Annotated in this window: 20 protein-coding genes and 1 pseudogene; 9 read left to right on the top strand and 12 right to left on the bottom strand. The window is 48.2% G+C overall.

The annotated features are described in order from the left end of the window. A partial coding sequence (locus RM811_RS20220; RefSeq protein ID WP_402527704.1) for a Cof-type HAD-IIB family hydrolase occupies nucleotides 1-735 on the bottom strand: 735 nt, incomplete at its 3' end. A 201-nt stretch (nucleotides 736-936) separates the two neighbouring features. Here RM811_RS20220 and RM811_RS20215 point away from each other — a divergent pair. After that, nucleotides 937-2,301: an NAD(P)-binding domain-containing protein gene (locus RM811_RS20215; protein ID WP_402527702.1), complete on the top strand. Its 1,365-nt coding sequence runs from the start codon at nucleotides 937-939 to the stop codon at nucleotides 2,299-2,301. 377 nt (nucleotides 2,302-2,678) lie between these two features. Next, the gene (locus RM811_RS20210; RefSeq protein ID WP_402527701.1) at nucleotides 2,679-3,728 is read left to right on the top strand and encodes an OmpA family protein; all 1,050 of its coding nucleotides are present in this window, start codon (nucleotides 2,679-2,681) and stop codon (nucleotides 3,726-3,728) included. A gap of 82 nt (nucleotides 3,729-3,810) precedes the next feature. Here RM811_RS20210 and RM811_RS20205 read toward each other — a convergent pair. The 5 genes and pseudogenes from RM811_RS20205 to arcA (RM811_RS20185) all read right to left on the bottom strand — a co-directional run bounded on the left by RM811_RS20205 (nucleotide 3,811) and on the right by arcA (RM811_RS20185) (nucleotide 10,551). Further along, a pseudogene (locus RM811_RS20205) lies at nucleotides 3,811-5,029 on the bottom strand (RNA-guided endonuclease InsQ/TnpB family protein). A gap of 708 nt (nucleotides 5,030-5,737) precedes the next feature. Continuing rightward, nucleotides 5,738-6,997 (bottom strand): RidA family protein, encoded by a 1,260-nt coding sequence (locus RM811_RS20200; RefSeq protein WP_402527699.1) that lies wholly within the window; start codon nucleotides 6,995-6,997, stop codon nucleotides 5,738-5,740. Between the two features lie 211 nt (nucleotides 6,998-7,208). Continuing rightward, nucleotides 7,209-8,141, bottom strand: a complete 933-nt coding sequence (locus RM811_RS20195; RefSeq protein WP_402527698.1) for a carbamate kinase — start codon at nucleotides 8,139-8,141, stop codon at nucleotides 7,209-7,211. Between the two features lie 95 nt (nucleotides 8,142-8,236). Beyond that, a complete protein-coding gene (gene argF, locus RM811_RS20190) occupies nucleotides 8,237-9,241 on the bottom strand; it encodes an ornithine carbamoyltransferase (protein ID WP_402527697.1) in 1,005 nt (334 codons plus the stop codon). An 86-nt stretch (nucleotides 9,242-9,327) separates the two neighbouring features. Beyond that, a complete protein-coding gene (arcA, locus tag RM811_RS20185) occupies nucleotides 9,328-10,551 on the bottom strand; it encodes an arginine deiminase (RefSeq protein ID WP_402527695.1) in 1,224 nt (407 codons plus the stop codon). Between the two features lie 357 nt (nucleotides 10,552-10,908). Between arcA (RM811_RS20185) and RM811_RS20180 the strand changes: the two genes are divergently transcribed. Further along, complete coding sequence (locus RM811_RS20180; RefSeq protein ID WP_402527694.1) at nucleotides 10,909-12,318, top strand: YfcC family protein; 1,410 nt, start codon at nucleotides 10,909-10,911, stop codon at nucleotides 12,316-12,318. A gap of 3 nt (nucleotides 12,319-12,321) precedes the next feature. Here RM811_RS20180 and RM811_RS20175 read toward each other — a convergent pair whose 3' ends face one another. Next, nucleotides 12,322-12,813, bottom strand: a complete 492-nt coding sequence (locus tag RM811_RS20175; RefSeq protein WP_402527692.1) for a hypothetical protein — start codon at nucleotides 12,811-12,813, stop codon at nucleotides 12,322-12,324. Between the two features lie 563 nt (nucleotides 12,814-13,376). Between RM811_RS20175 and RM811_RS20170 the strand changes: the two genes are divergently transcribed. After that, complete coding sequence (locus tag RM811_RS20170; RefSeq protein ID WP_402527691.1) at nucleotides 13,377-13,880, top strand: prolyl-tRNA synthetase associated domain-containing protein; 504 nt, start codon at nucleotides 13,377-13,379, stop codon at nucleotides 13,878-13,880. Nucleotide 13,881: 1 nt separating this feature from the next. Here RM811_RS20170 and argR read toward each other — a convergent pair whose 3' ends face one another. Together argR and RM811_RS20160 are read right to left on the bottom strand one after the other, a co-directional pair. After that, nucleotides 13,882-14,340 (bottom strand): transcriptional regulator ArgR, encoded by a 459-nt coding sequence (gene argR, locus RM811_RS20165; RefSeq protein WP_402527689.1) that lies wholly within the window; start codon nucleotides 14,338-14,340, stop codon nucleotides 13,882-13,884. A gap of 48 nt (nucleotides 14,341-14,388) precedes the next feature. Continuing rightward, entirely contained in the window at nucleotides 14,389-15,780 is a 1,392-nt protein-coding gene (locus RM811_RS20160) for a YfcC family protein (RefSeq protein WP_402527687.1), read from the bottom strand. 455 nt (nucleotides 15,781-16,235) lie between these two features. On the opposite strand from RM811_RS20160, the gene arcA (RM811_RS20155) reads away from it, so the two are divergent. The 3 genes from arcA (RM811_RS20155) to arcC all read left to right on the top strand — a co-directional run bounded on the left by arcA (RM811_RS20155) (nucleotide 16,236) and on the right by arcC (nucleotide 19,548). Then, nucleotides 16,236-17,459: an arginine deiminase gene (gene arcA, locus RM811_RS20155; protein WP_402527685.1), complete on the top strand. Its 1,224-nt coding sequence runs from the start codon at nucleotides 16,236-16,238 to the stop codon at nucleotides 17,457-17,459. Nucleotides 17,460-17,536: 77 nt separating this feature from the next. After that, nucleotides 17,537-18,538, top strand: a complete 1,002-nt coding sequence (gene argF / locus RM811_RS20150; RefSeq protein ID WP_402527684.1) for an ornithine carbamoyltransferase — start codon at nucleotides 17,537-17,539, stop codon at nucleotides 18,536-18,538. A 74-nt stretch (nucleotides 18,539-18,612) separates the two neighbouring features. After that, nucleotides 18,613-19,548, top strand: a complete 936-nt coding sequence (gene arcC / locus RM811_RS20145; RefSeq protein WP_402527682.1) for a carbamate kinase — start codon at nucleotides 18,613-18,615, stop codon at nucleotides 19,546-19,548. 229 nt (nucleotides 19,549-19,777) lie between these two features. Here arcC and RM811_RS20140 read toward each other — a convergent pair whose 3' ends face one another. The 3 genes from RM811_RS20140 to argS all read right to left on the bottom strand — a co-directional run bounded on the left by RM811_RS20140 (nucleotide 19,778) and on the right by argS (nucleotide 23,545). After that, nucleotides 19,778-21,241: an aminoacyl-histidine dipeptidase gene (locus tag RM811_RS20140; RefSeq protein WP_402527681.1), complete on the bottom strand. Its 1,464-nt coding sequence runs from the start codon at nucleotides 21,239-21,241 to the stop codon at nucleotides 19,778-19,780. Between the two features lie 121 nt (nucleotides 21,242-21,362). Beyond that, nucleotides 21,363-21,659: a hypothetical protein gene (locus tag RM811_RS20135; RefSeq protein WP_402527680.1), complete on the bottom strand. Its 297-nt coding sequence runs from the start codon at nucleotides 21,657-21,659 to the stop codon at nucleotides 21,363-21,365. Between the two features lie 143 nt (nucleotides 21,660-21,802). Further along, the gene (argS, locus tag RM811_RS20130; protein ID WP_402527679.1) at nucleotides 21,803-23,545 is read right to left on the bottom strand and encodes an arginine--tRNA ligase; all 1,743 of its coding nucleotides are present in this window, start codon (nucleotides 23,543-23,545) and stop codon (nucleotides 21,803-21,805) included. 375 nt (nucleotides 23,546-23,920) lie between these two features. Here argS and RM811_RS20125 point away from each other — a divergent pair, with 375 nt between their 5' ends. Beyond that, entirely contained in the window at nucleotides 23,921-24,190 is a 270-nt protein-coding gene (locus RM811_RS20125; protein WP_402527677.1) for a EutN/CcmL family microcompartment protein, read from the top strand. After that, the gene (locus RM811_RS20120) at nucleotides 24,187-24,456 is read left to right on the top strand and encodes a hypothetical protein (protein ID WP_402527675.1); all 270 of its coding nucleotides are present in this window, start codon (nucleotides 24,187-24,189) and stop codon (nucleotides 24,454-24,456) included. The genes RM811_RS20125 and RM811_RS20120 overlap by 4 nt, the downstream gene beginning before the upstream one ends. The last annotated feature ends 482 nt before the right edge of the window (nucleotides 24,457-24,938 follow it).

Below are 24,938 nucleotides of genomic sequence, written 5' to 3'. Positions count from 1 at the left end.
CCGAATGCTTTCATTGGCATTATTCATGGCAAAACTGAATCCCGCCTTTTGCAGCATTTCCATATCGTTGCCACTGTCACCAAAGGCAGCGACTTCATCATCGGTAATATTCCACTGCTCTTGCAGCAAATGAAGACCATGGGCTTTATGAACACCGGGAATAATCAAGTCAATCCATTCGTGTCCGCTGGTGACCGACACCAGCACATCACCCAGCGTCTTCCGGGCAGCTTCCAGCACGGCATCATGGATAGCCGGAGACATCTTGATGGCGATTTTAAGAACTGTGTCGTTTATTTCCTGATAACCCTGAATCAGTTCCAGTCGCTGGTAGTGGTTTCTGGCATTTTCTACTTCCGCAGGATCGGCAGTATTCAATACGTAAGCACTGTTTCTACCACAGACAATAGCAGTAACCTCTTTCAGGCTTTCCAGAAACGGATAAGTGCGAGTCAGGGTTTCAGTAGCAATATCCGCCACAAAGAGTTCCTGCTGACCATCGTGAACATAACCGCCGTTTTCAGCAACGTAGGCAATATCGCCACCATCGATATCCTCAAAATAGGATCGCAACTTGTAATACTGGTTACCACTGGCCACTACGAATCGAATACCCCGGGCCTTCAGGTTCTGGAACTGTTCCAGAAAACGTTCGCGGTTGTATGTCTTGTTATCCTTCAGGAACGTGCCATCCATATCGACAGCAATCAATTTGATTCCGGTGTAGCCTGTCATTTTGTTGTTATCTCTGATTAATAATTGGAATGATGTCAGTGAAACTACAGCACCAATAACCGCCGTTAAATAAGGGAATTTACCTCAGCTTTTAGCACTTATGCAGTGCAGGTTTATGAACTTATGCACACCGGGACTTAACAGGAAGCAGTCCTCCTCTGGATAAGGCTAAACTGGTTATCCAACGGGGAGAAATAACCAATGGCTCGAGTCGCTGTAATCGGTGCAGGCCCATCAGGGCTTTCGGTTTTACGTGCATTTAAATCAGTAAAAGATAAAGGCTCAGATATTCCTGAAATTGTCTGTTTTGAAAAACAGGACACATGGGGAGGGCTTTGGAACTACACATGGCGCACAGGGTTTGATGAGTATGGAGAGCCGGTTCATGGTTCAATGTATCGTCATCTCTGGTCCAATGGCCCAAAAGAGTGCCTGGAGTTCGCTGACTATTCATTTGAAGAGCATTTTGGAAAACCAATCCCGAGCTACCCTCCCCGAGAAATATTGGCGGACTATATTTGCGGACGGGTTGAAGAATCCGGTGTACGCAACTGGGTTCGATTTCGTCAAACTGCCCGCTGGATCGAGTATCATCCTGAGCAGGAAGCTTTTACCGTAGTCGTCCATGACCTGATAAATAATTGCCAGGTAAGCGAGAAGTTCGATTACGTCATCATTGCCACAGGGCATTTCTCTATACCCAACGCCCCCCTGTTCGACGGTCTCGATAAGTTTGCAGGACGTGTTCTGCACGCCCATGATTTTCGCGATGTCCTTGAGTTTAAAAACAAAGAAATTCTTATTGTTGGCAGCAGCTACTCTGCCGAAGATATTGGCTCTCAATGCTGGAAGTATGGCGCAAAATCAATAACCGCCTGTTATCGCACAGACCCAATGAACTTTAACTGGCCTGACCATTGGGAAACCAGACCTCTACTCACGAAAGCAGAGGGTAAAACCGTGTACTTTAAAGATGGAACCTTTAAAGACGTTGATACCATTATTTTATGCACTGGTTATCTTCATCATTTTCCGTTTATGCAAGATGACCTTCGCCTCGTAACCACGAATCGCCTGTGGACTCCGGGCCTTTACCAGGGAGTCGCGCTGGAAGCTAATCCCCGTGTTATGTATCTTGGCATGCAGGACCAGTTCTACACCTTTACTATGTTTGATGCTCAGGCCTGGTGGGCAAGAGATGTCATTCTGCAACGAATAAAACTGCCATCCCCTGCTGATATGGAAAAACACAGTGCAAAGTGGCAGGCACGGGAAAGCACACTGAAAACGAATGAGGATATGATCTGGTTTCAGGGAGACTACGTGAATGAATTGATCAGTCAGACGGATTACCCGACATTAAATACTGAAGCTATTAACAGGACATTTATGCAGTGGGAACATCATAAGCATCAAGACATCATGGGCTTTCGTGATCATAGTTACCGATCCGTAATAACCGGGAATCAGTCACCCTTGAATCACACCCCATGGATTGAAGCCATGGATGATTCAATGGATACATTCTTAAATGCTCACCGTATTACGCTGAAAAAATCTGACTAAAACCCACTCTTTCCTGATAACTGCGCCCCAACCTATCGCTCCCTAAAGGACATAAAGACGAGGGTTTACGACGATTTGACTACATTCCTATCAGGAATGGGTCAGTTTGAAAAAATGCACCGAACGAAACAAGTATTTTCCAATCCTGAAATACGCCTGAATCTCTACAATCTCAAGTAAGAAAATATACGGCACCTGATGTTCTTTTTTTTACATGGGCGTATACTCGAATCCGCCTACGGCACTAAGTACAAACTACCAACATCCTGTATTCATTCCCAGGTCAAAATCACGTACCCTGCTTCGCCCTTTGGTAACTGGATTCCCAAAGGTACAGAACACAAAACACAAAACACAAAACACACAGAGAAAACATTATGAAAGTGCAAGGTTTCGCACGCTCAATGATTGCCATCGCGATTAGCGCAACGATCAGCAGTTCTGTTATTGCCAGTGAAGTGGCATCACAGGTCGTGGATAAAGGACTGACCTTCTCCATCGGTAGCGCTTATAACGATCTGGACAGCTATCGCGATCTGGATAATAAGTTGGCACCGGAAGTTGGCATTGGCTATCGCCTGAATGACCGTTTCAGTGTTGAAGGTATCTACTCTCAGTACTCCACCGACCATAAATTCGGTAAAGATACAGACCTTAAAGAATTCCGTCTGGATGCCTTCTATGACCTGACCCCCTGGGATGGTTCTCTGACACCTTACTTTGTTGCGGGTATCGCCGAACTGGATGCCGATTACGAAGTGGGCGGAGAAGATGATGACACCCGCATGAATGCCGGTCTTGGCTTAAGAAAAGCATTTACCCCGAACCTTGCCATTCGTGGTGATGTGCGTGCGGTACGCAGCCTGGATTACGCTCAGACAGAAAGCATGGTCAATGTTGCACTGACCTGGACGTTTGGCAGTGTTGCAAAGGCCGCTGAGCCAGTAGTCGCCGCTCCTGTTCAGGAAGAGCCTGTTGTCGCTGTTGTTCTCGATGCAGATAATGACGGCATTCTGGATAATGCTGACCTGTGTCCGAACACTGCCGCTGGCATCACTGTCGACATAACTGGCTGTGAGCCAATGGCGGCCATTGACCTGCTGGTTAACTTCGATTTGAACTCTGAATCAATTAATCAGGAAGGTATTGACCAGGTTGCCAAAATGGGTGAATTCCTGCAGCGCTATACGGAAGTCAAGATCCGTATTGAAGGTCATACCGATGACCAGGGAAAAGCGGCTTATAATGAGCAGCTATCTGCCCGTCGTGCCGATGCCATCCGTCAGATGCTGATTGAACAGCACGGTATTAATGCTGAGCGGATTGATACTGCCGGTATGGGTGAGAACACGCCCGCAGCCAGCAATGATACAACAGAAGGTCGTCAACAGAACCGTCGTGTAACTGCTGAAATTATCGAAGCATAATACGACTACGGCCGGGCAATAGCCTGGCCGGTTTCTGTGTTGGGATATTGACATCCTCCCACCACCAAATCAGCGAAGCTGATTATGGTGGGGGATTCCCGTTAGTCACCCAACAGGTTTCCTGTTTCAACACGCCTTCCCTGGATAGTGGCCAGGCCGCTATCCCCGTTCCAGTCGCTCCACAGGCTAACCCCGCCAGTCCAGCGGTTTTTACATTCTGTGCTGCACAAATATCCCGGTCGTGCCTGGTGCCACATTTAGGGCAAACCCACTCACGAATAGACAACGGCAGACTTTCGTTAATAAACCCGCAACCTTTTGTCGAACAACGCTTGGAGCTTGGAAAGAATCGGTCTATTTCAGCAATCGTTCTTCCTGCCCAATCAGCCTTGTACTTCAGTTGTCGGACAAACTCCCCCCAATTCGCATCGGCGATATGTTTAGCCAGTTTCGGGTTTTTGATCATGTTCTTCACAGCAAGGTTTCAACGCACACAACTTGGTTTTCGTTAATGAGTGTACGGGACGCTTTATGAGTAGCGTCCATCCGGCAATCGGCAATCGGCAATCGGCAATCGGCAATTTTGGCGTGGACTCTGGCAACTTTTAACCGGGCTTTGTTTCGGTTCCTGCTGCCTTTTTGTTTCTTTGCCAGTTTACCCTGAAGGTAGGCGAGAGTTTTCTCGTAGCGTCTGGTGTGCCTTGGGTTGCCGGATTTTTTACCATCGGAAGTGATGAACAGATCGGTTAAACCTAAATCAATGCCTACTGTCTTGGCAATAACAGGCATTGGTTTAGCTTCAAATTCACAGAGCATGGAAACAAAGTATCTGCCTGATCCTTGCTGATAGTGATACTGGAAGGATTAGAGGATAGCTCCCGGCTCCATCGGATATTCAGGGGCTCTTTGCTCTTGGCAATGAATAGTTGGCCGTCATTATACTTGAACGTTGAATTGGCAAAGGTAGCACTCTGCCTAGAATGCCTTTTCTTGAATTTTGGGTATTTAGCCCGACCTTCCCAAAAGTTCTTGAATGCCGTTTGCTGGTGTCGCATTGCCTGTTGAAGAGGCACGGAAGAGACATCGTTCAGCCATTGAAATTCAGGCTTACTTTTCAGCTCTGTTAATTTCTTTGAAGCAGCGTTGTAGTTAATGCTGGCGCTGTTCTCGTAGTATTCGTTGGTTCGCCAGTGGAGTACGTGGTTATAGGCAAAGCGCACACACCCGAAAGTCTGGGCAAGTAGTTGTTCCTGCTCAACAGTCGGGTAAAAACGGTATTTATAGGCGCGTTTTGATTTCATACTTACAAAATTATATTATCTTTTGTAAGCAGTAAAGCCAACCCTCGCCGGGTTGGTCGCTATTCATCTCCACCCAAACCTGAAAGGTCGCTCTGCTCCCAATCAGGTTATGGGCGGAGTATTCCGCGAGGTTCGATAAATCGTGCGTACTAATCTAAAAAACAACATAAATCAGCATATTACACGCATGTCAGAACGAAATATTATCAATCGCATTGCATCCTGAAATACAGGAACGGTTGAAGTCTGTTTTTCTTACCCATTACTGCCCGGAGATATGTTCTCTTTACCAGAATCGTCGTAAAGCCTCGCCTTTAGGCCCTGTGGGTCCAATCGGGCGGGGATATAAGGCGGGAACGCGCGGAGCGTTCCGCTTGTGCTGCCCTTACCTGCTACACTCTTTCCTGTCTCTTGAAGACCTACCGTACGTAGGGCATACGGTATGTGAAGCCTGCGGAGCGACCGGAACGGGGATAATGGCTATGCCACTATCTAGGAAAGGCGCGCTGAAACAGGAAACTCCTGGAGCGATCCAAGAACCCTCGCCTGATAGGGCGGGGAGTGTCAGCAACGGTCTTGATACATGTGAGTTAAATTTCTGAAAGACTTGACATTAAAGGGATACTCGACTTTTTTGAAAAATAAAAATAACCCGATCATCGCGTATTAATTGCTCAGAGAAGCAAGTTTGTGGGTGTACTATTCCCCTTATGGAGGTGTACCTTCACCGTTAGAAATAACGGCATCAATTTGTACCAAAGCATCCATAAGGATAGCTGAAACGCCGACTGTTGTTCTTGCAGGAAGATCGTTTTTGAAAAATGTTGTGTAAATTTCGTTTACAGCATCAATATCTGCGATATTTCTAAGTTGGATATTTATTTTAACGACATCGTCCATAACGTGGTTGACACTTTCCACAATTGCATTGATATTTTTCAGGCATTGTCCAGCCTGCTCTTTTACACCTCCAGCTACCATTCCACCCGTTTTTGGGTCTAGAGGTAACTGAGCTGCAATATGGTTGTAATGAGAAAAAGCGACAGTTTGTGTATATAGAGAACTTTTTGGTGCATTTTCTGTATTGTTTGCTCTTATGACGAGTCCGTGCCTGTCTTCAACAGCTTGCGGGGGTGTACCATCTCCGTGTGACACAACGGCATCAATTTGTACCAAAGCATCCATAGGTAAAGCTGACACGGCAACTGTTGTTCGTGCAGGAAGATAGGCAGCGGTCCTGGCAATAGCCGAGGCTGGTAAAAATGTTGTATAAACTTCGTTTACGGCTTCAATATCCGAGAGGCTTGTAAGGAAGATATTTATTTTAACAATATCATCAAAAGGAACATCAATACTTTCTAAAATTGCCTTGATATTTTTCAGGCACTGTCCAGTTTGCTCTTTTACGCCACCCGCTACCAATTTGCCAGATTCAGGATCGATAGGTAATTGAGCGGAAATATTGTTGTAATGAGAAAAAGCGACAGTATGTGTAGATACAGAACTTTTTGGCGCATTTCCCGTGTTTTTTGCAATTTTTATGAGATCGCAAGGCTCTTGTGAAGGTGTACCTTCACCGTTTGAAATAACGGCATCAATTTGTATCAAAGCATCATCCACAGGCAAAGCTGCCACTGCGGCTATCATCCGTGTAGGAAGATAGTTTTGGAAGAATGTTGCGTAAACCTCGTCTACAGCGTCAACATCTGAAATATTCTTAAGGAATATATTGATTTTAACAACATCGTCCATAACATGGTCGATACTTCCTACGATTGCTTTAATATTTGCCAGGCACTGCTTTGCCTGCTCTTTCACACCACCAGCTACAATTTCACCCGTTTTAGGATCTACAGGTCCTTGAGCTGAAATATTATTGTAATGAGAAAAAGCTACCGTTTGTGTAGAGACGGAACTTATTGGTGCATTTTCCGTGTTTCTTGAAAGTTTTAAAATATCGCTGTTCATATCAGTATTTCTCCTACGTGAAATACGCAATCGGGGGTTATAGCAGACAAAATAACAGGTCACTCGGTGCGCCGAGATAAATCCGCAAGAGATTGAAGGTGAAAGTCCTTCATCCGGTAAGGTTCAGCAAACCGCCGGAACCCAGGGGCATTGGGCGGTTATCTCTAATGGCAACGGTAAGCGTTGGCAGGGGAACGTGCAGGCCCGGCTTTCAATAGTAGCAGATTCCAGCTTCGCTCATTTCCACAAAAGTCCCAGAATCTCTGGTCATTATTTCAGATGCCTGATCCAATGCACCGATAGCACCAAATGATCCTCCTGCCCGAACAAAGCGACAAACTGACTCTACTTTGGGGCCCATGCTACCAGCGGCAAAAGGAAATTTTTCGAACGCATCGGGTGTAGCGCTGCGTATTTTCTTTGAGCCAGGTTGCCCATAATCCGTTTCTACGGCGGGTACATCAGTAAGAAGGACCAGGCCATCCGCTCCCAGTCCTTCTGCTAAAAGAGCAGAGGCTCTGTCTTTATCAACCACCGCTTCGACACCCAGTAATTTGTTATCAGCATCACGAGTTACGGGGATTCCTCCACCGCCACCACAGATAACGGTAATGTCCCCGGAAGAAATAATATGCTTTAGGCAAGGTAGTTCAAGAATCTCTTTTGGTTGGGGGGAGGGAACGACGCGCCGGTAATAGTTGCCGTCGGCTTTGATGGCCCAGTCGGGGTTGGCGTCACTGATAATTTCAGCTTCTTCACGGGTATAGACAGGGCCCACAAATTTGTCGGGATGTTCAAACGCAGGGTCATCAGTACTGACAATGGTTTGAGTGGATACAGTACAGACTTTGCGACCGGGCATAAAATTCCTGAGTTCCTGCTCAAACATAAAGCCGATCATTCCCTGGGTTTGTGCCCCCAGTGCATCAAGCGGATAGGGGCTTACCTCTTTGTAGGCCTGGTTCATTAACGCCAGCAGCCCAACCTGTGGGCCATTGCCATGGGTCAGAACGACCTGATGGTTCTTGGCAACGTTAGCAATTGATTCCGCAGCCGTTCGGATATTCTCTCTTTGCAGATGGGCTTCCAAAGGTTGGTTTCTCTGCAAAATAGCATTGCCGCCAAGAGCTATAACAACAAGCATGATTGAACCTCTGACAGAATTTATTTGTTAATGAAAAAAGGGGGATAGAACTGCCGGGTAAAGCAGGTAATGCCTGACCCGGCAGGAGGAATAAATCAGTCACCCAGTGTTGCAACCATAATGGCCTTGATGGTATGCATTCGATTTTCCGCCTCATCAAAAGCTATACAGCATTCTGATTCGAAAACATCTTCTGTCACCTCCAACCCGTTTTTCATACCATAGGTTTCGGCTATTTCTTTACCAACGACGGTTTCCTCGTTGTGGAAAGCTGGCAGACAATGGAGATATTTGACATCAGGGTTACCGGTTTTTTGGATAACACCCATATTGACCTGATAGGGTTTCATCAGATTGATGCGTTCTTGCCAGGCTTCTTTGGGGTCTCCCATGGATACCCAGACATCACCATATAAAAAATCGGCATCTTTGACGGCATCAGCCACGTTGTCGGTAAACTGTAGCGTTGACCCGGATTTTTCAGCTATCTTACCGCACTGGTCAATAAGGTCTTGTTCCGGGTAGTAGCCTTTGGGGGCTGCAATGGAGAAGTTAACACCCATCAGGGCGCTGCCAACCAGCAGAGAGTTGCCCATGTTGTTTTTACCGTCACCGAGATAGCATAACTTCATCTCATTCAGGTTTTTACCCTGACCGTGCTCAATCATCGTGAGAAAATCGGCCAGTATCTGGGTTGGGTGCCACTTGTCAGTCAGGCCATTCCATACCGGAACACCCGAATATGCGCCAAGCTCCTCTACCGCTTTTTGTGAAAAACCACGGAACTCAATACCGTCATACATCCTGCCAAGCACCCGGGCCGTATCTTTTACGGACTCCTTGTGCCCCATCTGGGAGCCGCCACTGATAAACGTAACGTTTGCACCCTGATCAAAAGCGGCTACTTCAAAGGCGCAGCGGGTTCTGGTGGATGCTTTCTCAAAGATAAGCGCAACATTTTTTCCTTTAAGGTGCTGTTGCTCTGCGCCTGCATATTTGGCTCGCTTCAGATCCCGTGAGAGGTCGAGCATAAACTGTATTTCTTTTGGTGTGAAATCCAGTAGTTTCAAGAAGTTACGGTTGCGAAGATTGAAAGCCATGGTAGATTCCTCTGGCTGGTAACCTGTGAGAGTGGTAAGTAATGAACTAATTCCAGACGCTTTCTGTCAACGTCTCATGGGGTCTTTCAGATACCATCCCTCTGGATGGGACAGCTCATGCAGCGAGCTCCACCCCGCCCCCTTCCCAGATCTTCTCCGGGGATGGTTAACACCTCAATACCGGCTTTTTCCATGTTTTCCAGGGTGTGGATATTTCGTTCGTAGCCAATGACTTTTCCAGGGCTGATGGCCAGAACATTATTGGCATCGTTCCATTGTTCCCGCTCAGCTTCAAATACATCACCGCCGGTAGGAATCATTCGAAGCTTGTCAACCTCAAGGGCGTTGGCAAGGGTTTCAAACAATCCAAACCTGGTCCGTTCGGCTATCACCATTTCGTTATCGCCAAGACGGACTTCCCAGCAGGGACTGGTATCGAGATTTACGCCCTGATAGCAGCTGAAGCAGTCATGTGTCATGTGGGTAAAAACCGTGTCCAGATGCATGCAGCTGCGATCTTTTGGCAGTTGTACTACGATGACTTTTTTGGCCTGGCCAGTCGTAAACAGAGCTTGTGCAAGGTTTTCTATCCCCTGAGGAGAGGTGCGTTCAGACAGGCCGATAAGAACAGCACCTTTGCCAATAACCAGTACGTCACCTCCTTCGATAGTTGCGTGATCATAGTTGACGTCTTTATCGCCGTAATAGGTAATAAAGTCATCGTTTTTAAATTTGGAGTGGAATTTGTAGATGGCTCTCAGGTGCACTGTTTCCCGTTGTCTTGCAACTTTTGCCATGGGGTTTAGAGATACACCGCCGTATATCCAGCAAGAAGTATCCCTGGTAAACAGATGGTTGGGAATGGGGTCAATGACAAAATCGGTTTCCTTCATCATGTTCATAGTCAGACTATGGGGATGATGCCCGAGTTCACTCACTGTCATACCACCGATAAGGTGGAAGGCCATATTGTCTAAACTCATATCATTCAGACAGGAAAGTACCTCCTTTCGTAATGGTGGTCCGTAGCGCCAGGTGGTGAACTGCCGCTCCATAATCCATTGTTTGGCTTCTGGAATGGCCAATGTTTCAGCCAGCAATGTGTGAAGCAGCAGAACCTCTACACCATTTTTTGTGAGTACCTGCTGAAATGCATCATGCTCTATACCTGCGCTTTCTACGCGAAGAACATCATCAAAAAGCAGATCCTCACAGTTGGAGGGCGTCAGTCGTCTGAGCGCAAGTTCCGGGCGGTGAACCATTACTCGTCTGAGCTGCCCGATTTCTGAGCCTACACTGAGTTGTGTCATTTCACACCTCGTAACAGGAAAAAAGGGGGGGGGGTAAACTTTGTTGTAAAGCGAAGAGTACTGGAGGGCAGATCTTATAGTGATTGCCCCCACCTTCTATAGGTAGTTTTACCTGTTTTTGTTACTGACGGTTTGTTTGTCTTGAATAATCTATACTTTTTTGACTTCAAATATGTTTTTTCCTATACACACAACCACAACTGTCTGTTTATTGCCGTATATAAAGGTTTTGTTTTATTCACTGATTCTGCGGTATTCCTGTGGATGGATCTCATGCTTTCTGTCGTGAGGTATAGCTATCACAAATGGGAATATCTCATTCTTGCTGGTTAGTTTTTCTTCTTAGGTGGTTTGATTATGAAAGCGTTCAGGTTTCCATCTGCATACACTATTTTGTTCCTGATTATCGTGTTTATGGCAATTCTGACGTGGATTATTCCGGCAGGTAAGTATCAGGTTGAAACCAATGAAACGTTAGGGCGTGAGGTGCCTATTGCTGGTACGTATAGTGAGGTTGATCCCAACCCCCAGGGGCTTGAAAAAATCCTGCTGGCACCGATATCGGGCTTTTACGATCCGGACACTTACAAGGCTAATGGTATTGATGTTGCCCTTTTTATTTTGATCATTGGTGGATTCCTGGCTGTGGTGACTAAAACAGGAGCCATTGATTCAGGCATCGCCAGAGTGACTGCTGCGTTGAAGGGGCGAGAACAACTATTGATTCCCATATTAATGCTTCTGTTCTCTCTGGGCGGGACTATCTATGGGATGGCTGAAGAAAGCCTTGCGTTTTATCCACTTATTTTACCGGTGATGATTGCCGCCGGTTATGATTCGGTAACAGCGGTTTCTGTGATTCTTGTTGGCGCAGGTCTGGGTACCCTGGCCTCTACCGTTAATCCTTTCGCTACGGTCATTGCGTCTGATGCGGCGGGCGTCAGCTTTACTTCAGGGATGACGTTGCGCTTTGTCATCTACTTTCTTGGTCTGGGTATTTGTATTGCCTATGTGATGCGTTACGCCGCAAAGGTTAAAGCTGATCCAACGTGTTCCGTTGTTGCAGAAATGCATGAGTCTAATCGTGAACATTTCCTGTCTCAGCGAGATGAAAGTATTTCCTCTGAGTTAACGGGGTCGCAAAAAATAATTTTGTTGCTGTTTCTCGCCGCGTTTGGCGTGATGATCTACGGGGTATCTGTTGCCGGCTGGTGGATGGCCCGGATGTCTGCACTCTTTCTGGTGGTATCAATTTTAACGGCGTTTATCGCCAGGATGAGTGAGCAGGAGTTTACCGATACATTTGTGGATGGTGCGAGAGATTTGCTGGGGGTGGCATTAGTGATAGGTATCGCTCGCGGTATCGTCACCATAATGAATGACGGGATGATTACTGATACGATCCTTTACTGGGCTGAGCAGGCTGTCAGTGGTCTGTCGTCTGTTATGTTTATCAATGTGATGTACTGGATTGAGATTGTCCTTTCCTTTTTTGTACCTTCCAGTTCCGGGCTGGCGGTGCTTTCCATGCCGGTTATGGCCCCTCTGGCCGACTTTTCCGGAGTGGGCAGGGATCTCGTGGTGACCGCTTATCAATCAGCCAACGGCATTGTGAATTTTGTGACGCCTACTTCCGGGGTCGTCATGGGGGCTCTTGCTATGGGGCGAGTGTCTTATGAGCGCTGGTTGAAATTTATCTGGCCATTGCTGGTTATTATCACTGTTTTTCTCACTATTGCGTTAAGTATAGGCGCAGTGATTGAGTAGTTTTTAATGGTTGTGCTCAATGATTTTTGATTCCAGTACTTGTCCTGTAACGGCATCAACGATTATGGTTCGATGGTACTTTTTAGGATCGACATAGTGAATGGTTCTGGTTATTCGTTCCTCGCTCCGGTGTAACGTGGAGTTCTTGACTGTTTTTATCGGGTATTGACCGGATAGTTTGTCAACCAGTTCTTCCAGTTTAAGTACCTTCACCTTTTCAGGTTTACTGTAAGCCCGATCCGTGATGATATCTCCGGTTTTATTATTGATAGTCATACTTTGTGTGGTTTTATCGGATGGTAAGTTATAGAGGAGAGTAATAGGCGTATTTGCATCGGCAGAATTATGGTAACTGAGGATTACCATCTCCGGATGCCTGACTCTTGCCTTTTCCAGTTTCATGACCTCTGACGCTGGCAGGGTGTCCGGATAGGCCCAGGCAGCAAGTAAGGTCAGGGGTACGAAGAAAAGTATGCTGAGTTTAAGGATGTTCATGGTCAGAAGCCTGTTAAGCTGCTTTGGTACGGAAGGGAGGAGTATCTCGAAGGTTAGTCTTGATGATTTGTAATTACAAACCGCAAGGAACAAGGAAATCGGGGTCATGTATGGTTCGCAAATCCGGGGTCGCGTCTGGAATTTTGAATTTATTCAAAAAGAAAGTCCTGCCCTCGGATTCACAACTTAACTACAATGACTGACTAATCATAAACAGCGTAGCATGCTTGGAAACGGGTGTGAGTTTGCAACGGCCCCGATTAATCCGAGGGCTATTTCCAGGCGGTCCCGTTAAAAATAATTATGAGTTAGCCAACACTCTTACGGTAGACATTAAGGAATTGTCTCAAAATTGTACACAATCCATCTGGCAGGGATTACCTACAGGACCCGGGCCTAAAAGCATAAAAACCAACCATCGACAGCCACCTCCCTGTGGATGGATCCTGTACAATCCCTGTACAGGATGACAGTGGAGTTGGCCGGTAAATTGATAATGACTGTTGTTCTAAATGCGCAATTTATTTCAGGACAATTACTAAATAACAGTTCAAGGACGTTTTATGACCATCGAGCAGTTCCTGGTTCGGAAAAACATCAATTTTACCCGGGTCTCTCACCCGGCGGTCGCCACCTGCGACGACGCCAACCGGTTGTTACCGGGTTTATCGGGCGCACGAACCAAAAACCTTTTTATTGTTGATAAAAAGCAACAACGCTACTTTCTTCTGGTTATCGCAGACTATAAAACCATCGACTGGTCGGCGCTGGGTAAATTGATGGAAAGTCGGTTACAACTGGCGTCAGCGGAACAGCTTAAAACCCACCTGAAACTGGAGCCGGGAGCGGTCTCCCTGCTGGGGCTGCGCAATGATAAGGAAAACCGGGTAACGCTGGTGATGGATGAGGATGTCTGGTCACAGACAGCCATACAGTGTCACCCACTGGTGAATACAGCAACACTGGTGATCAGCAAGGCTGGCATTAAAAAATTTCTGTCCCTGACCGGCCATAAGCCGATGGTGATTTCGGTGCCGGTGCGGGCCAGTCAGCCGGAGCCAGCCTGACTCAGCCAGCCAGTACTTCGGTAATGGTTTCATACAGTTTGCTAATGGCGGTGTTGCGGGTGGGGGTGACAAAAATTGTGTCATCGCCGCCCACGCAACCCAGTATGCCATCGGATTTGCTCAGTGAGTCCAGTAACCGGGCGACGATCTGGGCGCCACCGGGTGTGGTTTTAATGACCACCAGATAGTCATTGTAATCAATATCCGTGACCAGACTGGACAGCGGGGCATTGGTGGCAGGTACGCTGATCTCTCCGGGCAGGCAGTACACGGTCTCTCTTTTGGCGTTTCGGGTACGCACGGCACCCATATTGTTCAGGATACGGGAAATCTTTGACTGGCTAACGTCCTTAAAACCTTCGCCTTTCAGGGCATCGACCATTTCCAGCTGATTTTTGAAATGCTTTTCACTGAGCAGCAGTTTGAAGGTTTTCACCAGTTCCAGATCATGGGTTCGCATCGGTTCTTTCCTTTTGAGTAAAGGCCGGGTAACTCCCGGCCTTTTCCATTAAATCGCAGCAATACTGAGGCAGACCATAGAGATCAGGGCCAGAGCCAGCAGTAGTGGTGCCATAAACTTGAACCACTTGACAATAGACACCCGGCCAATAGCCAGTGCCGCAATTACCACGCCTGAGGTAGGAGTGACCAGGTTCACCAGGCCAGAGGCAGACTGGTAAGCCGTCACCGCCAAATCACGACCCACACCGGCAAAATCCGCCAGTGGTGAAATGATCGGCATAGAGAATACCGCCAGTCCGGAGGTGGAAGGGATGAAGATGGACAGTACGGTATGAATCAGGTACATCAGGTTAACAAAGATAATCGAAGAGGTTTCCGCCAGTGCCGCTTCGCCCCAGTTCAGGATGGTGCCGGAAATCATGCCTTCATCCATCACCAGGCCAATACCCCGGGCAATGCCCAGTACCAATACCACGCCCAACAGGTCCCGGCAGCCCTCGACGAACTTGTCGGCAAACACCTCTTCACTCAGCTGGCCAATGACGGCAATGGCAATGGCAGAGGCCAAAAACAGGATCGACATTTCCGTCATCCACCAACCACCAGCGGCCACACCCCAGATCATCACGGCAAAGGTGAGGGCGAAGACGGTCAGGATCAGCTTGTGTCGGCCGGTAAACTCGCTATTTTCCTGTGAGCCTGTTTTTTTCAGGAAGTGTTGTTCATTGCTCTCTTTCATGTCAGCAACAATGGACATCGCCGGGTTTTCACGCACTTGTCTGGCATAACGCATCACGTAGAAACAGCCCGCCAGGAAACTCAGGCCAAGAATGATCAGGCGCAAGCCCATGCCCTGGGTAAAGGGAATGCCAGATGCATCCGAGGCAATGACCGTCGCGAAAGGATTGATGGTCGAACCCAAAACGCCGACACCGGAACCGATCAGAACAATGGCGACACCGGTCGCTGAATCATAACCGGCCGCAATGATAACCGGAATCAGCAACATATAAAAAGGGATGGTTTCCTCTGCCATGCCGTAGATGGTTCCGCCGGCCGCAAAACACAGCATCAGAGCCGGAATCATCAGGTGCTCTTTGCCTTTCATGCGAACCATCGCCCGGGCAATGCCGTTGTCAATGGCGCCGGTAGCAGAAATGACCATCAGGAAACCACCAATAACCAGAATAAACAGGCCAAGGTCAATGGTCTTCTGGATGCCGGTGATGGGTGCCGTAAGAATGTCAATCAATCCCTGGGGGTTGGCTGGTGCAGCCGCGTATGTCCCGGCAATGGCCACCTCCCGGCCCAGGGTTTCATTCATTTCTGTAGCGTATTGTCCTGCAGGCACAATCCAGGTCATGGCCGCCATAAAGGCGATAATGAGAAACAGGATGGTGTAGGCAGAAGGTAGTTTTATCTCGGTAATGGCTTTCACGTTAACTCCCCCGAAGTGACGACAAAAAAGAATCGTAGGCTGACCCGTTATTCGCCTGTTTACACATCTTGTTTTCAGCGTTGGGTCAACGTCTGGATTCCGTTGTGTGCAGTCTCCTTAATTCGGTGTCCGGTTTTTTTGATACAGGTCATGTTATTAGCAGGTGCCCTTTTTTGAATAATTATCCGCTATGGCAGGCATTTTGAATAATTAACTGCATTAAAAACCTGAATAACCGTTTAAAAACCCGATTTCGTGAATATTCCCCCGATTTAATTCAGTTTTTTGTTTGATTCAGATCAATGTTGCCATGCTGCTGAAAAGTACACTGGCCACATTGAAGTGAAACAGCATTGAAACAAAGCGATTGAAAAAAACAGAAGGGCGATTCAATAAATTCAATTATTTAATTCGCCTGCTTGCTGAAAACAACAGGTTTAATGTTAGGGGAAATCATGAGCAATTTTTATGTTGGCTCTGAAGTTGGAAAACTTCGTACCGTTCTTTTGCACCGACCACAATTAAGCTTGAAGCATTTAACGCCAAGCAATTGTGAGTCGCTGCTGTTTGATGACGTACTTCGAATTGAACAGGCGGGAAAAGAACACGACGCTTTCCAGAAAGTATTAACCGATAACGGCATTGAAGTTTTACTGCTAACCAAAATGCTGGCAGAAACCCTGAGTTATGCCAATGCCAAAAGCTGGATACTCGACCGCCAGATTAACAATTACCGTTATGGCGAAACCCTGGCAAGGGAAGTGCGCTCTTATTTAATGTCCATGGATGACCTGACGCTTGCCAGGCACCTGACTGGCGGACTGACCGCTGCGGAACTTCGCTCTTCCTGTAACAGCATGACGCTGGACATGATGGGGGAAACGGATTTCATTATTGAACCGATTCCAAACCATATGTTTACCCGGGACACCTCCTGCTGGATCTATGGTGGTGTCTCCATGAACCCCATGGCGAAAAACGCCCGCAAGCGTGAAACCGTGCATTTACGCGCCATTTATAAATTCCACCCGATGTTCAAAAATGCCGAGTATTTCACCTACATGGGCGATGAAGACATCAGTTACGACAACGCCACAGTAGAAGGCGGCGATGTACTGGTACTGGGTCGCGGTAACGTCCTGATCGGCATGTCAGAACGCACCACTCCACAGGGCGTAGAACAGCTGTCCAGATCGCTTTTGAAAACCGGCCAGGCGAAAAAGATCATTGCCCTGCAATTGCCCAAAGCCAGAAGCTGCATGCATTTGGACACCGTGTTCACCCAAATGGACATCGACTGCTTTACCTATTACCCCGACATCATGCGCACCGATACAGATTGCTGGGAATTAACCCTCGGCAATAACGAAGAAATCGACGCCAGCCGCGTTAAGGATGGCTTTACCAATGCCATTGCCCGAGCGCTGGATGTGCCTGAATTACGCATGATACCTACCGGTGGCGATGTTTTTGAAGCGGAAAGGGAACAATGGAATGACGCCAATAACGTGCTGACCATTGAACCGGGTGTTGTGGTTACCTACGAGCGTAACGTAAACACCATCCGCAATATGGAAGAAGCGGGCATCAAGGTATTAACCATTCCCGGAGAAGAATTAGGCAGAGGACGTGGCGGTGCCCGTTGCATGAGTTGCCCAATCATTCGTGACGATATTTAACACCTTAATTAACGAAGTGGTTTCAATTCATGAAACCACTTCATGAAATCTGATCATTTTTTAGAACGGATACCATTATGGCTTTTAATCTTCGCAATCGTAATTTTCTGAAACTGCTTGATTTCTCTTCCCGTGAAATTCAACACCTGATTAATTTGAGTATTGAATTAAAAAAAGCCAAATACGGCGGTTATGAGCAAAAGAGCCTGAAAGACAAAAACATTGTCCTGATTTTTGAAAAAGACTCCACCCGCACCCGCTGTGCTTTTGAAGTTGCTGCATTTGACCAGGGGGCCAACGTCACCTACATCGGCGGTGGCTCTCAAATGGGCAAGAAAGAAACAGTTAAAGACACTGCTCGTGTACTGGGTCGTTTTTACGACGGTATCGAATTCCGTGGTTTCTCTCAGGAAGCGGTGGAAGATCTGGGTAAATATTCTGGCGTACCAGTATGGAATGGTCTTACCGACGCCTGGCACCCAACCCAGATCCTGGCAGACTTCATGACCATGCTGGAACACGGCCAGGGTCGCCAGCTGAATGAAATGTCATTTGCTTATCTGGGCGACGCCCGTAACAACATGGGTCATTCCCTGCTGGTTGGTGCCGCGAAAATGGGCATGGACATTCGTATGGTGGCACCAAAAGCCTTCTGGCCTGATGAGTCACTGGTTCAGGAATGCAGCCTGATTGCCGAAGAAACCGGCGCCCGCATTACCCTGACCGAAAACACCGAAGAAGGCGTGAAGGGCGTGGACTTCCTGTACACCGACGTATGGGTGTCCATGGGTGAAGGCCAGGAAGCCTGGGATGAGCGTGTTGCCCTGATGACACCTTATCAGGTCAACATGGATCTGATCGGCAAGACCGGCAACCGCAACGTGAAATTCATGCACTGCCTGCCAGCCTTCCACAACGATGACACCGTCATCGGCAAGGAAGTAGCCGAGAAGTACAACATGAAAGGCCTGGAAGTCACGGATGAGGTCTTTGAATCCCGTCACTCCATCGTCTTTGATGAAGCGGAAAACCGCATGCACACCATCAAGGCAGTAATGGTTGCCACCCTGGGCGATTAATCGGTAGCGCCATTCCGGGAAAGGGAGTCCTCCCTTTCCCGTTTATCAAATACCTGGAAATTCGGAAAATAACCATGAGAATTGTTATTGCTCTTGGGGGAAACGCGATCCTGCAGCGTGGACAGCCTATGGAATGTCATATCCAGCGGGAAAACATCCGTAAGGCCGCTGAAGCCATCGCCAAAATTGCCAAAGACCATCAGGTGATCCTGACTCACGGTAACGGCCCCCAGGTCGGGCTGCTGGCCCTGATGGGTGAGTCCTACAAAGACGTAATGCCTTACCCTCTGGATGCGCTGGGCGCACAAACCCAGGGCATGATCGGCTTTATGTTCGAACAGGAACTGCGCAACTGCATGCCGGGCCGTGAAGTGTGCACCATTGCCACGCAAACCGTGGTAGATACCAGCGACCCTGCCTTCCTGAACCCGGACAAATTTGTTGGCCCGGTTTACAGTCAGGAACAATCTGTCGCCGTACTGGCCGCCAATCCGGAATGGACCATGCGTCAGGATGGAGAATACTTCCGCCGGGTCGTTCCATCCCCACAACCGAAAGAGATCCTTGAACTCGCCTCCCTGAAGAAAATGGTGGAATCCGGTGATATCACCCTGATCTGTGGTGGCGGTGGCGGTGTTCCGGTGATGCGCAACAGTGATGGCCAGCTGGAAGGCGTTGAGGCGGTCATCGACAAAGACCGGGCTTCCCGATTACTGGCGGAGGGTATTGAAGCCGACGCTTACCTGATTCTGACCGATGTTGCCGCGGTTGCCACCAACTTTGGCAAACCGGACTCACAAGACATTCGTCGTGCAACACCCGAGGCGATGGAAGCACTGAACTTTGCTGCCGGGTCCATGGGACCAAAGGTAGAAGCGGTGATCGGCTTCGTTCGTAATGGTGGCAAGATGGCCGCCATCGGCTCCCTGGAACAGGCTGCGGAGATTCTGACTTCCGATTCAGGCACGGTCATCAGCAATGATGTACCGGGCGGCATTTCCTACTATTAAGCCCGAGCCATCTCCCCAGGGAAGTGGCCTTGTAGAAAGAAAGTACCAGCCTCCATCATTCCCCCCACCAACCATCATCATCCCCGCGAAGGCGGGGGATCCATGGCTCGCGGTAGATTCCCGCCTTCGAGGCTGTCGCAAAACCCTCGTTCCCATGCTCTGCGTGGGAACGAGGGTTTTGCCTACTGCGCGGGGATGGCGGTGGTATGGGTATCAGCGCTCAGCAGCACTAAGATACCAGACCCGTGAGCGTTGCCTTCAGCAATGCCCAGAATCGGTCAACACTGTCAATCCGAACCCGCTCTCTCGGTGTATGGGCATTTTCAATCTGAGGGCCAAAGGAGATCATATCAAGGCCCGGTTTTGCTGCACTTAAAATCCCGCACTCCAGTGCTGCATGAATAATCTTGATCTCTGGTTCTTCACCATTTAACTGCTGGTATACCGCTGAAACCCGTTTCAGCACATCAGAATTCGGGTTGGGCTTCCAGCCAGGGAAAAAACCAACCTGCCGGACATCGACGCCAGTCAGGCTGAACAAACCACTGATATTGTCGGCCAGCTCGACGGTTGCGCTATCGACCAGACTACGGGTAAAACAATCAACCGAGATCAGGCCATCTTTCATGGACAATACGCCCAGATTGTTAGAGGTTTCAACAACACCCGCAAAATGATCGCTGTAACGTTTTACACCATGATGGCAACTGTGCAGCGCATTAAGCCACTGCTTCTGATCCGAAGCGGTAAAGACATGGGCAGGTGTTACCGCAGGTTCAAAGGTCAGGCATATGTCCGGTTCAACGGCACTCAGCTCCCGTTTCAATAACTGATCAACGTTATCAATAGACTGCAGTGCTTTTTCTATCCGGTCAGCAGGCAATCCGATGACTGCAGATGCTTCTCTGGGGATGGCATTGTCCAAAACACCACCCTGACAATGGCTAAGACGGAACTCAAAAGGATGCAGGGTTTTAAGTACTCTGGCCAGTACCTGAATGGCATTAGCTCGCTGAAAATGAATATCACAGCCGGAATGCCCACCCTGCAAGCCTGAAACCTGCAGCTCAAACCATTGGTGATCATTATGGGGAGCCGGTTCCATTGCACACTCATGACGTACTTCAATATTGACGCCACCGGCACAGCCTATGTAAAGAGAACCATCTTCTTCGGTATCAAGATTTAATAAGACCGTGCCACTCAGTAACGAAGGATCAAGACCCTGGGCACCCGCCATGGTGGTTTCTTCAGTCACCGTAAACAACGCTTCCAGAGGACCATGGCAAACATCGCTACTTTCCAGTACTGCCAGCATGGCAGCAACACCAATACCATTATCAGCCCCCAGCGTCGTATCCGTAGCGATTAACCATTCACCATCAATTTTCAGCTGAATCCCATCAACACGAAAATCATGCAGACTGTCACGGGTTTTCTCAGGCACCATATCCAGATGGCTTTGCAGGATAATAACAGGACTGGTTTCATAACCCGCGGTGCCGGGCTTATAAACCACCAGATTCCCTACTTTGTCCTGTTTCCATTTAAGCTGTTTTTTGCCCGCGACATTAATAATGTATTGGCAAAGTGCTTCTTCATGTCCGGAAGGGTGAGGAATACCGGCAATATTTCTAAAGTGGTGCCATACCGAAGCAGCGTCCACATTTGCAAGGCGGGTTGTGATATCCAAGATGTGCATCCAAAGAAGTTGGGTAGGGAGTATTCATTCTTTGGTATAACGCTAATAACTTGCTTGATCTGAATCATCATAACCAATGGGATATCCCATTAAATGGATTGTCAGGCGGCTGTTAGTTATTGGCGTTGGGGATAAGTTGACGGATAAGAAGTTCGAGTCGAGCAATATCTTTACGAGTTTCTACTTGCTCGTTTTTGATTTCTACAATGTCCACTTTGAGCTCAGCAACATCAGATTTAACTTCTGCAACTTCCGCTTTGAGCTCAGCAATGTCAGATTTGACTTCATCTACTTTATGGTCGATGGTTTTTACAGCTTTTCGGGTCTCTCCGACAACACTAACCACGTTAGTCAGGGTGTCTCGGATATGGTCGGGTTCTGTTGCTGGCTTTTTAGATTTCATATTCATGCCATACTCCTTTAATAAATCAGCTAAGGGGTGCAGCGTAGCAGAAATAAATGAAAAGCCACCTAACCAGAAGTAGTGGCATTTTTACAGTAAAAAAGGCTGCACAGAAAATGCAGCCCTAATGCTTCGCCGTATATAAACCGTTACATCTGCTCGACGGTTTCAATCCCCAGCAGGTCAAGACCCAGCTTCAGGGTTCTGGCTGTCAACGCGCAAATCTGAAGGCGGCTGGTGCGAAGCTCTTCAGACACCCCTTCCCTGTTAACCGGACAGGCTTCGTAAAACTTCATAAATGCGCCTGAAATTTCATACAGATAAGCGCACAGCTGGTGTGGCAGGCCTTCTTTGGCCACGTACTCAATGGTTTCGCTGAAGCGGCCAAGCTGCAGGGACAGTTCCCGTTCTGCATCATTCTCAATGATGATATCGCCATTGAGGTCAGACTCCCTGATGCCAGCCTTACGGAAGATACTCATAACCCGGGTATAAGCGTAGAGCAGATAAGGGGCGGTATTCCCTTCAAATGCCAGCATATTGTCCCAGTCAAAAATATAATCGCTGGTGCGATGCTTCGACAGATCGGCATATTTTACTGAACCGATGGCCACTGCGCGGATCACATTGGCTTTCTGCTCTTCAGAAAGGCTGCCGGACTTGCTGGTAATCAGTGCGGATGCTCTCTCTTGTGCTTCATCCAGCAGATTTGTCAGTTTGATGGTGGTGCCGGCACGGGTTTTAAAAGGCTTGCCATCTTTACCCAGCATCATGCCAAAAGCATGATGTTCCAGGGAGGCATGATCAGTGGCAAAGCCTGCCTTCCGGACAATGGTAAATACCTGCTCAAAATGCTGACCCTGGCGGGCATCCACATAATAGAGAACGCGATCAGCTTTCAGATTATGGCAACGGTGATTTATGGCAGCCAGGTCAGTTGTCGTATAGAGGAAGCCGCCTCCGGACTTCTCGACAATAACCCCCATTGGGTCACCATCCTTGTTTTTGAACTCATTCAGGAAAACAACTTTTGCACCATTGTCTTCGCTGAGAAGACCTTTTTCATCCAACTGCTTAATGATGGTTGGCAAACTGTCGTTATAGGCGCTCTCGCCCATAACATCAGAGGGCGTAAGAGATACATTAAGTCGGTCGTATACTTCCTGATTGTGGGACAGGGTGATATCAACCAGCTTCTTCCACAGTTTCAGACAGTATTCATCGCCGGCCTGCAGACGCACCACGTAGTTTCTTGCGCGAATGGCAAAGTCTGCGTTTTCATCAAAGTGTTTTTTTGATGCCCGATAGAACGTTTCCAGATCAGAAAGCTCCATGCTCAGGGCATCCGGACTCTCTTTTTGCAACTGTTCCAGATGCGTAATCAGCATACCGAACTGGGTACCCCAGTCGCCCAGATGATTTTGGCGGATGACCTTATGCCCGAGAAATTCAAGGGTACGGGCAATGGCATCACCAATGATGGTGGAGCGCAAGTGACCAACGTGCATTTCCTTGGCAACATTGGGAGCGGAGTAATCCACGACAACTGTCAGTTTATTATCCGCTTCAGCAACCCCGGCACGAGGATCTTTAATGGCAGTCTGGAGCATATTGCCAAGCCATTGTGGTGCCAGATGGATATTAATAAAGCCCGGTCCGGCAATTTCAACGTTGCCAGCTATGCCATCCAGGTCCAGATTATCAATAACCTTCTGAGCCAGTTCCCGGGGGGGGATTCCCATTTTTTTGGCTGCCGCCATCACGGCATTGCACTGATAATCGCCAAAGCCTGCTCGTGCACTGGGGCGAACCATTGTTGGCGTATCTTCCGGTGCACCCGCAGCAATCAGTGCTTTGATAACTCTGCCTTCAAGCAGCTTTAGAATATTCATTGATAAGTCTCTGGTTGAACTTGCTGGTGTTATTGGATGCTGAAGGAAAATATTATATAGAAACCGCTGTCGGAAAAATTGACCAACCACAAGGTAGTGCCTTATTTAGCTTAAGAACCATCTTGCCATGCTTATTACAGTCGTTAGACAAGCGACTGGAATGATCTGCCCTGAACTCAGTTTTATTGATCCAGGTTAATTTTCTAATTTGTAGAAAACTGATCTCTGTCAAATGAAGATGCCGGCTCCTGCATTAATGTTCCAAGCTGAATTAATGCGCTTTTTTCTATTAACTGGCTATCCGACAATGAGAATGCTGTCCGCAAATGGGGTGGCTTCCCAGAGAGCCAATACCATTTTCCCGGAGTATGGCAAGTGCTGATTGGCAAGGTGACTGGTAATGTTTGGGCCACCCGCAAACTGGATGGTCTCAATGGTTTCAAACTGATGATCGTCGAACTGATCTCCCCCGCTGAGCAGGAGACGGGGCAATCACTGGTTGCAGTGGATACCGTTGGTGCAGGCATTGGAGACGTGGTTCTCATCGCCAGGGGCGGTGCTGCACGCAAAGCAATACTTCCTTCGGAAGGCCCGGCTGATGCGGCCATCGTCGGCATTATTGACAACATGGAGACAGGCCGATGAGTCGCCTGATTACCCGTAATAACCTTCAGGAGTTTGTCAGCAACGGCTGCCTGATTCTGGAAAAGGGCATGTTGCTTTCCCCGGGCGCTGATGATCTGGCAAAAATCCAGGGTATTCAGGTCATCCGAAACAGCCAGTCCGCTTCCATTGACCTCCTGAAGAAACGAATCCATCAGCTCCTCACGCAGGAATTTAACATTTCTGATGCGGAGCATATCGACGTCGTTCAGCAGGAAGTGTTAAAGCGCCTGATTAAACAGTCTTGAGCTTATAAACAGCCTTGAGAGATTGTTGCAAAAGGTCTTAAAAGCCAATTTGTACCACCGCTGTCATTCCCGCGAAGGAGGCTGTTGCAAAAGGTTTTAAATGCTGACTTATACCACTGCCGTCTTTCCCGCGCAGGAGCAGGAGGTTGTCGCAAAAGTGTTTAAATGCCAATTTATACCCCCTCCGTCTTTCCCGCGAAGGCGGGAATCCATCTCGAGAATGGGAGTCTATCTCAAGCAGTGGATCCCCGCCTGCGAGGCTGTCGCAAAACCCTCGTTCCCATGCTCTGCGTGGGAATGCATACCGTACTCGCCACAAGTGAATAACCAGCCTGAAACCCCCACAGATTCGGGCAAGGAGAGGTTTCTCCACATGCGGCCAGATCCGTATGCATTCCCACGCAGAGCATGGGAACGAGGGTTTTGCGACAGCCTCGCAGGCGGGGATCCACTGCTCGAGATAGACTCCCACTCTCGAGATG

Source organism: Endozoicomonas sp. (genome assembly GCF_031844845.1).
GTDB lineage: Bacteria > Pseudomonadota > Gammaproteobacteria > Pseudomonadales > Endozoicomonadaceae > Endozoicomonas.
This window is presented reverse-complemented; position numbering and strand designations above follow the sequence as displayed.

What these genes read in the sequence shown, in the direction of transcription:
- RM811_RS20215 (WP_402527702.1), top strand. Translation starts at nt 937, where the DNA reads ATGGCTCGAGTCGCTGTAATCGGTGCAGGCCCATCAGGGCTTTCGGTT.
- RM811_RS20210 (WP_402527701.1), top strand. Translation starts at nt 2,679, where the DNA reads ATGAAAGTGCAAGGTTTCGCACGCTCAATGATTGCCATCGCGATTAGC.
- RM811_RS20200 (WP_402527699.1), bottom strand. Translation starts at nt 6,997, where the DNA reads ATGAACAGCGATATTTTAAAACTTTCAAGAAACACGGAAAATGCACCA.
- RM811_RS20195 (WP_402527698.1), bottom strand. Translation starts at nt 8,141, where the DNA reads ATGCTTGTTGTTATAGCTCTTGGCGGCAATGCTATTTTGCAGAGAAAC.
- argF (WP_402527697.1), bottom strand. Translation starts at nt 9,241, where the DNA reads ATGGCTTTCAATCTTCGCAACCGTAACTTCTTGAAACTACTGGATTTC.
- arcA (WP_402527695.1), bottom strand. Translation starts at nt 10,551, where the DNA reads ATGACACAACTCAGTGTAGGCTCAGAAATCGGGCAGCTCAGACGAGTA.
- RM811_RS20180 (WP_402527694.1), top strand. Translation starts at nt 10,909, where the DNA reads ATGAAAGCGTTCAGGTTTCCATCTGCATACACTATTTTGTTCCTGATT.
- RM811_RS20175 (WP_402527692.1), bottom strand. Translation starts at nt 12,813, where the DNA reads ATGAACATCCTTAAACTCAGCATACTTTTCTTCGTACCCCTGACCTTA.
- RM811_RS20170 (WP_402527691.1), top strand. Translation starts at nt 13,377, where the DNA reads ATGACCATCGAGCAGTTCCTGGTTCGGAAAAACATCAATTTTACCCGG.
- argR (WP_402527689.1), bottom strand. Translation starts at nt 14,340, where the DNA reads ATGCGAACCCATGATCTGGAACTGGTGAAAACCTTCAAACTGCTGCTC.
- arcA (WP_402527685.1), top strand. Translation starts at nt 16,236, where the DNA reads ATGAGCAATTTTTATGTTGGCTCTGAAGTTGGAAAACTTCGTACCGTT.
- argF (WP_402527684.1), top strand. Translation starts at nt 17,537, where the DNA reads ATGGCTTTTAATCTTCGCAATCGTAATTTTCTGAAACTGCTTGATTTC.
- arcC (WP_402527682.1), top strand. Translation starts at nt 18,613, where the DNA reads ATGAGAATTGTTATTGCTCTTGGGGGAAACGCGATCCTGCAGCGTGGA.
- RM811_RS20135 (WP_402527680.1), bottom strand. Translation starts at nt 21,659, where the DNA reads ATGAATATGAAATCTAAAAAGCCAGCAACAGAACCCGACCATATCCGA.
- argS (WP_402527679.1), bottom strand. Translation starts at nt 23,545, where the DNA reads ATGAATATTCTAAAGCTGCTTGAAGGCAGAGTTATCAAAGCACTGATT.
- RM811_RS20120 (WP_402527675.1), top strand. Translation starts at nt 24,187, where the DNA reads ATGAGTCGCCTGATTACCCGTAATAACCTTCAGGAGTTTGTCAGCAAC.